Raw genomic sequence first — 6,780 nt, forward strand, 5'->3', positions numbered from 1 at the left:
CCTGGGCGCGCGCCCACTCCAGGGTGGTGAGGACGTCGTCGACGTCGACGGACGCCGAGGGCTTGGTCGTCACCGTCGTCGTGCGCAGGGTGGCGAGCTCGCCGAGGTGGGGGACGACGCGGACGAGCGCGTCGGCGTCGAGGCGGGGCTCGGCGGCGGCACCGGGCGTGGGTGCGACCATCCCGATGGTCCCGCCCATGGCCGCGACGGCGAGGGTCGGCTGCTCCATGCGCCAAGCATCCCACCGTCGCCGACCCCCGCCCGCACACGGCCCTCGACGTGCCCGTCACAGTGCCCCGCGATACACAAGGACCCATGCCCCTCTACGGATTCCATGCCTCCCACGAGCAGATCGCTCCCTCCCGGCTCCTGCGCGACGTGCAGCAGGCCGAGCGTGCCGGCTTCGACATGGCCATGTGCTCCGACCACTTCGCCCCGTGGTCGACGCGCCAGGGACACTCCGGCTTCGCGTGGTCGTGGCTCGGTGCGGCGCTCGCCACGACGAACCTGCGGCTCGGCACGGTCAACGCCCCCGGCCAGCGCTACCACCCCGCGATCATCGCCCAGGCGTCCGCGACGCTCGCCGAGATGTTCCCCGGCCGCTTCTGGGTGGCGCTGGGGACCGGGCAGAACATGAACGAGCACATCACCGGGGACAAGTGGATCGGCAAGGACCTGCGCCAGGAGCGCCTCGAGGAGTGCGTGGAGGTCATCCGCCGCCTCCACGCCGGGGAGGACCTCACCTACCGCGGCGCGCACGTGACCACCGAGCGCGCCCGGATCTACTCCCTGCCCCAGACCCCGCCCCCGCTCATCGGCCCCGCCCTCTCCCCCGCCACCGCGGCGCGCGCGGCGACGTGGGCCGACGGCCTCGTGACGATCAACAGCGACGTCGAGTCGGTGCGCGAGATCGTCGCCGCCTACCGCGACAACGGCGGGACGGGCACGCTGGCGCTCCAGGTCCACGTGTCGATCGCCCCGACGCTCGCCGAGGCCCGGGACATCGCCCGCGACCAGTGGCGCAACCACCCGTTCCCCGAGCCGATCGGCCACGACACCGCCACCCCCGAGGACTTCGACGCCATCGGCCAGTTCGTGCCCGACGAGGAGGTGGCCCGCTCGGTCGTCGTCACCGACTCCGTCGCCGAGCTCGTGGAGCAGCTGCGCGAGTACGAGGAGCTCGGCTTCGACGAGGTGTACCTCCACCACGTCTCACAGGACCAGGCCCCGTTCCTCGCGCTCGCCGAGCACGAGCTGCTCCCGGCGCTCCGCTCCTGACCGGTCCCTGCCGCGGGTCAGGACCGCGCGCCGTCCTCCTTCCCGGGGTCCGGCTCCCGGCGCCGGGCGAGCCAGCCACCGCCGTACAGCGCCCACAGGACCAGGAGCGGCTGGAAGAACAGCCGGACCAAGCGCTTGCGGTCGGTGTCGAGGCCGAAGGCGTCGGTCCCCTCGAGCCACTGCGCGACGTTGCCCGGGAAGATGACGACGTAGAACACCGCCAGCAGGGCGCCGATGACGCGCTTGTGGCGGGGAAGGGCGAGGAACGAGGCGCCGAGGGCGATCTCGGCGACCCCGGAGACGACCACGGTGAGGTCCGCGTCCACCGGGAACCAGTCGGGCACCTGGGCCTGGAACTCCTCGCGCTGGCTCGTGAGGTGGCCCACCCCCGCGCCGACCATGGCGAGTCCGAGGGCCAGGCGGGCGGCGGTGCGCAGTGTCGACATCCGCCGAGTGTAGGAACGCCCGAGGCCGTGCGCGCGGGAAGGCCCCGACGAGTTCCGGTCCCGCGGCAGGTCGGTAGGGCATGGCAACCTTCGTCCTCGTCCCCGGTGCCGGCGGGTCGGCCTGGTACTGGCACCTCGTCGAGCGCGAGCTGCGCGCCCGTGGCCACACGACCGTCGCCGTCGACCTTCCCGCCGACGACGACACCGCCGGGCTGGACGCCTACGCGGCGGCCGTCGTCGCCGCGGTGCCGGACGGCAGCGAGGACCTCGTCGTCGTCGCCCAGTCGATGGGAGGGCTGACCGCCCCGCTCGCGGCCGACCGGCTGGCGGTGCGGCTCGTGGTCCTCGTCAACGCGATGATCCCGCGGCCCGGCGAGACCGGCGGTGAGTGGTGGGAGGTGAGCGGCCAGGGAGAGGCGATGGAGGCGTACGCGCACAGCCTCGGCCTCACCCCCGAGGACCTCTCCGACCCGGTGGTGCTCTACGGCCACGACGTGCCCCCGGACCTTTTCGCCGAGTCCGGACGGCGGACGCGCGACCAGTCCGGGCGCCCCTTCGCCGACCCGTGGCCCCTCGCGGCGTGGCCCGACGTCCCCACCCGGGTCGTCACCGGCAGCCGTGACCGCCTCTTCCCGCGAGACTTCCAGCACCGCCTCGCCCGCGAGCGCCTCGGCGTCGTGCCCGACGACGTCGAGGGCGGGCACGCGGTGGCGCTCAGCCGGCCCGCCGAGCTGGCCGCACTGCTCGACCGGTACGCCCACGAGGCGCCACGGGCGGCCTCGACCCCTTGATAGGTGACCTATCGGTCACCTATTCTCGTCGGTGTGGACGACGACCTCGTGTTCAGGGCGCTGGCGGACCCGGTCCGCCGCCTGCTCATGGACGCGTTGTTCGAGCGGGACGGGCGATCGCTCGGCGAGCTCGAGGACGTCGTCGCCGGCCACGTCGAGATGACGCGCTTCGGGGTGTCCAAGCACCTGCGCCTCCTCGAGGCTGCCGGGCTGGTGAGCACCCGCAAGGTCGGCCGGGTCAAGGAGCACTACCTCAACCCTGTCCCGATCCAGCAGATCCACCGCCGGTGGATCGGCAAGTACACCGACAGAGCGCGTACTGCGGACGCCCTGATCGAGCTCAAGGAACGACTCGAGGACACGACCCCGGACCAGGAGTGAGCGACATGGCTACCAGCGTCATCCACAGCATCTACATCAAGGCACCGGCCCAGCGGATCTGGGACGCCATCACCACCTCGGAGGACACGAAGCGGTGGGGCTACGGCGGGGCGGTCGAGATCGACCAGCGACCCGGCGGCGCCTACCGCAACCTCACGACCCCCGAGATGCGCGAGATGGGCATGGGCGACACCGCGATCGAGGGCGAGGTGCTCGAGATCGACCCGCCGCGCCGCCTCGTCCTCGCCTGGCGCCCGACGTGGCACCCGGAGATGCCGAGCACGACCCTCACCTGGGAGCTCACCGAGTTCCCCGGCGGTCAGACCAAGGTCACGCTCACCCACGACGTCAGCGCAGCGCCCGAGCTCTTCGAGGAGGTCGACGGCGGTGGGGACCCGCAGGGCGGTGGCGGCGGCTGGCCGTGGTCGCTCTCCGGCCTCAAGACCCTCGTCGAGACCGGGAGCCCGATGGACGACTGAGCCCCTCTGGCAGCGCCCGCCACTGTGCGCACCGCTCCCGCCACTGTGCGCCCCGCGCAGCCACCGTGCCGCTCCACCGGGCGCACGGCGGCAAGCAGGGGCGCACGGTGAGCGGAGGAGGCGCACGGTTGCACGAGCGTGCAGGCGGGCGTACCCGGGCGTCAGGCGGGCGGTGCGGCAGTGAGCGCGGCGAGCGCGCCATGACCGGCCACACCGGTGACCCGCCAGCCGCCCCGCTCCAGCGTGCGCCCGGCGCGCGGCAGGACCCTCGGTCCCGGCGCGGGGGTGTGGAAGACGAGATGGAGCACTCCCCCGGGCCGCAACACCCGGCGCAGTGCCGCGAGCTCGCTGACCGCGGCCGAGGTCCAGAAGAGGTTGACGTCCACCGCGAGCGCCGCGTCCACGCTCGCGTCGGGCACGTCGAGGTCGGCGAGCGCGCACTGCCGCAGCTCCACCCGTCCGGAGCCGACGACCTCCCCGAGGCGCGCCGTCGCGCGCGCGATCGCCGTCGCGGACCGGTCGATCCCCACGAAGCGCGCGCGGGGCAGGCGGCCGGCGAGCCGCGCCATCGTCGCGCCCGGCCCGCAGCCGACCTCGAGCACCGCCGCCGGCTCGCGAGCCGCGACGAGGCCCACGGCCAGCTCGTGACGGTCCTCCACGTCCCCTCCTCACCCGGCGCCCAGATCATCGTGCCCCGCACCACCGGATGCCGCGAGGCCTGGCTCCCGGTAGACATGGCGCGACCTTGCCGCCCACCCTCCAGGGGACGACAACCGATGAGCCGCATCACCGAGACCTCCGACCAGTGGTGGAAGACGGCAGTGATCTACTGCCTCGACATCGAGACCTTCTTCGACTCCGACGGCGACGGCATCGGTGACGTCGCGGGCGTCACCGAGCGGATCGACTACCTCGCCCGGCTCGGCGTCACGTGCCTGTGGCTCATGCCCTTCTACCCGACGCCCAACCTCGACGACGGGTACGACGTCACCGACTTCTACGGGGTCGACCCGCGCCTGGGCAGCCACGGCGACGTCGTCGAGCTGGTCCGCACCGCCAAGGACCGCGGCATGCGGGTCATCGCCGACCTGCTCATCAACCACACCTCCGACCAGCACCCCTGGTTCAAGGCCTCGCGCCGCTCGAAGGACAACCCGTTCCGGGACTACTACGTCTGGCGCGCGGACACCCCGCCGGACACCTCGGACCAGACCGTCTTCCCCGACAAGGAGGACGGGATCTGGACGTTCGACGAGCGCACCGAGGAGTGGTACCTCCACCACTTCTACTCCCACCAGCCCGACCTCAACGTCGCCAACCCCAAGGTGCGCGACGAGATCATGAAGGTCATCGGCTTCTGGCTCGAGCTGGGGCTCGACGGCTTCCGGGTGGATGCCGTGCCCTTCTTCCTCGAGGACGTCGGGATGACCGGCGCCGACGCCGACGCGATGGCCCAGCCGCACGACCACCTGAAGAACATCCGCGCCTTCCTCTCCCGGCGGCGCGGGGACGCGATCATGCTCGGCGAGGTCAACGTGCCCCGCGAGGAGCAGGTGACGTACTTCGGCGAGGGCCACCAGCTCCACATGATGTTCGACTTCGTCACGATGCAGCAGATGTACCTGTCCCTCGCTCGCAGGGACGCCGGGCCGCTGGCCGAGGCGCTACGCAGTCGCCCGGAGATCCCCGAGGACTGCCAGTGGGCGACGTTCGTGCGCAACCACGACGAGCTCACCCTCGACAAGCTCACCGAGGAGGAGCGCCAGGAGGTCTTCGCCGCGTTCGGCCCGGAGGAGCGCATGCAGCTCTTCGGCCGCGGCCTCAAGCGCCGGGTGCCACCGATGGTCGACGGCGACCCGCGCCGGGTGCGACTCGTGTACTCCCTGCTCTTCTCGCTGCCCGGCACGCCGTCGCTGTTCTACGGCGAGGAGATCGGGATGGGTGAGGACCTCGACGCCGAGGGACGCATGGCGGTGCGCACCCCGATGCAGTGGTCACCGGAGAGGAACGGCGGGTTCTCCACCGCGCGTCCCTCCCGGCTGGTCGCCCGGCCCGTGCCCGACGGCTACGGCCCGCAGTTCGTCAACGCGTGGGAGCAGATGCGCGACCCGGACTCGTTGTGGAGCTTCATCCGCCACCTCATCCAGATCTACCGCTCCCACCCCGAGCTCGGCCGCGGGACGTTCAGCCTCCTCGACCAGCCCAACCCCGAGGTGCTCGCCCACCAGGTCACCTGGGAGGGGCGCGCCGTCGTCGCCGTGCACAACCTCGGCGGCGAGGCCCGCACCGTCCCGCTCACCGTGGACGCGCCGGCCGGCTCGGTGCTCGAGTGCCTCCTCGGGCGGGAGAACGTCGAGGTCGGCGACGGCGGAGCGGTCGAGCTGGTCCTCGACGGGTACGGCTACCGCTGGTTCCACGTCCACCACCCCGGCGGGCTGCGCCTGCCGTAGGCCCGCTTGGAGAGTGCCCACGGTCCGGCACGAAGTTCTCATCGGCTGAGACGCCGTGTGTTATTTTCCAGCCTTGCGTGCTGTCGCCAGCAGTGCGCGTGGCATGCCGACCGGTTCCCGCCGGCCGGGTCCCGTTCCTAAGGATGTGAACCATGACCCTTGCCCACCCTCGGCGCCGCGCGCTCCTCGCCGCGCCCGCCGTCCTCGCGCTGACCCTCGCCGGCTGCGCCGACACGAGCGACACCGGCGGCAGCGACACCGGCACGGACGACGGCACCGGTGGCGGGAGCATCACGGTCGGCACGACCGACGTGATCTTCTCCCTCGACCCGGCCGGCTCCTACGACAACGGCTCCTTCCTGGTCCAGAACCAGGTCTTCCCGTTCCTGCTCAACACCCCCTACGGCAGCCCCGACGTCGAGCCGGACATCGCCGAGTCCGCCGAGTTCACCGGGCCCAGCGAGTACACGGTCACCCTCAAGGAGGGCCTGACCTTCGCGAACGGAAACGAGCTCACCTCCTCGGACGTGAGTTCAGCTTCGACCGACAGCTCGCGATCGCCGACCCGAACGGGCCGTCCTCGCTGCTCTACAACCTCCAGAGCGTCGAGACGCCGGACGAGCTCACCGTCGTCTTCACGCTCAAGGGCGAGAACGACCAGACCTTCCCGCAGGTGCTCTCCTCCCCGGTCGGGCCGATCGTCGACGAGGAGGTCTTCTCCGCCACCGAGCTCACCCCGGCGGACGACATCGTCGAGGGCCAGGCCTTCGCCGGCCAGTACGCGATCACCGACTACGCCGAGAACGAGCTCGTCCGCTACGAGGCCTTCGCCGACTACGGCGGCATGCTCGAGCCGGCGCAGACCCCGACCGTCACCGCGCAGTACTTCACCGAGGAGACCTCCCTCAAGCTCGCGGTCCAGCAGGGCGACGTCGACGTCGCCTTCCGCAACCTG

The 6,780-nt window shown here is 71.9% G+C and carries 8 protein-coding genes and 1 pseudogene; 6 read left to right on the forward strand and 3 right to left on the reverse strand.

What is annotated here, in order from left to right; translation table 11 throughout:
• The coding region (locus FHE66_RS00915; RefSeq protein ID WP_176554596.1) for an asparaginase domain-containing protein at positions 1-229 on the reverse strand (229 nt) is incomplete at its 3' end.
• 86 nt (positions 230-315) lie between these two features.
• Here FHE66_RS00915 and FHE66_RS00920 point away from each other — a divergent pair.
• Positions 316-1,278, forward strand: a complete 963-nt coding sequence (locus FHE66_RS00920; RefSeq protein ID WP_139071119.1) for a TIGR03885 family FMN-dependent LLM class oxidoreductase — start codon at positions 316-318, stop codon at positions 1,276-1,278.
• A 17-nt stretch (positions 1,279-1,295) separates the two neighbouring features.
• Here FHE66_RS00920 and FHE66_RS00925 read toward each other — a convergent pair whose 3' ends face one another.
• A complete protein-coding gene (locus FHE66_RS00925; RefSeq protein WP_139071120.1) occupies positions 1,296-1,724 on the reverse strand; it encodes a DoxX family membrane protein in 429 nt (142 codons plus the stop codon).
• Between the two features lie 80 nt (positions 1,725-1,804).
• Between FHE66_RS00925 and FHE66_RS00930 the strand changes: the two genes are divergently transcribed.
• The 3 genes from FHE66_RS00930 to FHE66_RS00940 are packed head-to-tail and all read left to right on the forward strand — an operon-like array spanning position 1,805 to position 3,375.
• Positions 1,805-2,515: an alpha/beta fold hydrolase gene (locus FHE66_RS00930; protein ID WP_139071121.1), complete on the forward strand. Its 711-nt coding sequence runs from the start codon at positions 1,805-1,807 to the stop codon at positions 2,513-2,515.
• Between the two features lie 33 nt (positions 2,516-2,548).
• Positions 2,549-2,896 (forward strand): helix-turn-helix transcriptional regulator, encoded by a 348-nt coding sequence (locus FHE66_RS00935; RefSeq protein ID WP_139071122.1) that lies wholly within the window; start codon positions 2,549-2,551, stop codon positions 2,894-2,896.
• Positions 2,897-2,901: 5 nt separating this feature from the next.
• On the forward strand, positions 2,902-3,375 hold the full coding sequence (locus FHE66_RS00940) for an SRPBCC domain-containing protein (protein WP_139071123.1): 474 nt from the start codon (positions 2,902-2,904) through the stop codon (positions 3,373-3,375).
• A 161-nt stretch (positions 3,376-3,536) separates the two neighbouring features.
• Here the strand turns inward: FHE66_RS00940 and FHE66_RS00945 are convergent, their stop codons facing one another.
• Positions 3,537-4,034 (reverse strand): class I SAM-dependent methyltransferase, encoded by a 498-nt coding sequence (locus FHE66_RS00945; RefSeq protein WP_139071124.1) that lies wholly within the window; start codon positions 4,032-4,034, stop codon positions 3,537-3,539.
• Positions 4,035-4,151: 117 nt separating this feature from the next.
• Here FHE66_RS00945 and FHE66_RS00950 point away from each other — a divergent pair, with 117 nt between their 5' ends.
• Positions 4,152-5,825: an alpha-amylase family protein gene (locus tag FHE66_RS00950; RefSeq protein WP_139071125.1), complete on the forward strand. Its 1,674-nt coding sequence runs from the start codon at positions 4,152-4,154 to the stop codon at positions 5,823-5,825.
• A 152-nt stretch (positions 5,826-5,977) separates the two neighbouring features.
• A pseudogene (locus FHE66_RS00955) lies at positions 5,978-6,780 on the forward strand (ABC transporter substrate-binding protein); the annotation flags it as partial.

This window comes from Georgenia sp. 311, assembly GCF_006151955.1.
In the GTDB taxonomy this organism is placed as follows: domain Bacteria; phylum Actinomycetota; class Actinomycetes; order Actinomycetales; family Actinomycetaceae; genus Oceanitalea; species Oceanitalea wutianyii.